This window comes from Psychroserpens jangbogonensis (genome assembly GCF_000797465.1).
Classification (GTDB): Bacteria; Bacteroidota; Bacteroidia; order Flavobacteriales; family Flavobacteriaceae; genus Psychroserpens; species Psychroserpens jangbogonensis.
Window position 1 is genome coordinate 1 of record NZ_JSWG01000053.1, and the last position, 230, is coordinate 230.

The window sequence follows — 230 nt, forward strand, 5'->3', positions numbered from 1 at the left end:
GTGTGCAGACCGCCTGCAGGGCGGCCACGAGCACCTCTGCGAGGTGCGACTGAGAGGCCGAGCGGTGTCCGTTCCAGACGCCCCGGTGGGCTCGCCACCTCCTCTTGAACAAGGAGCCAGGCGAGCACCGCTTCCCGGCGGTAGAGGACCCGCCGGCCGACCTTGGCGCTCGGCGGCCCCGTGCCGATGTGGCGCCAATACCTCACCGTCGACTCTGGGGCGCGGAGCAG

1 protein-coding gene is annotated in these 230 nt (G+C 71.7%); it reads right to left on the reverse strand.

Translation table 11 applies throughout. The features are described from left to right. Positions 1-230, reverse strand: a 230-nt coding sequence (locus RH81_RS17390) for a helix-turn-helix domain-containing protein (protein ID WP_161792003.1), incomplete at its 3' end; no start/stop codon positions are given.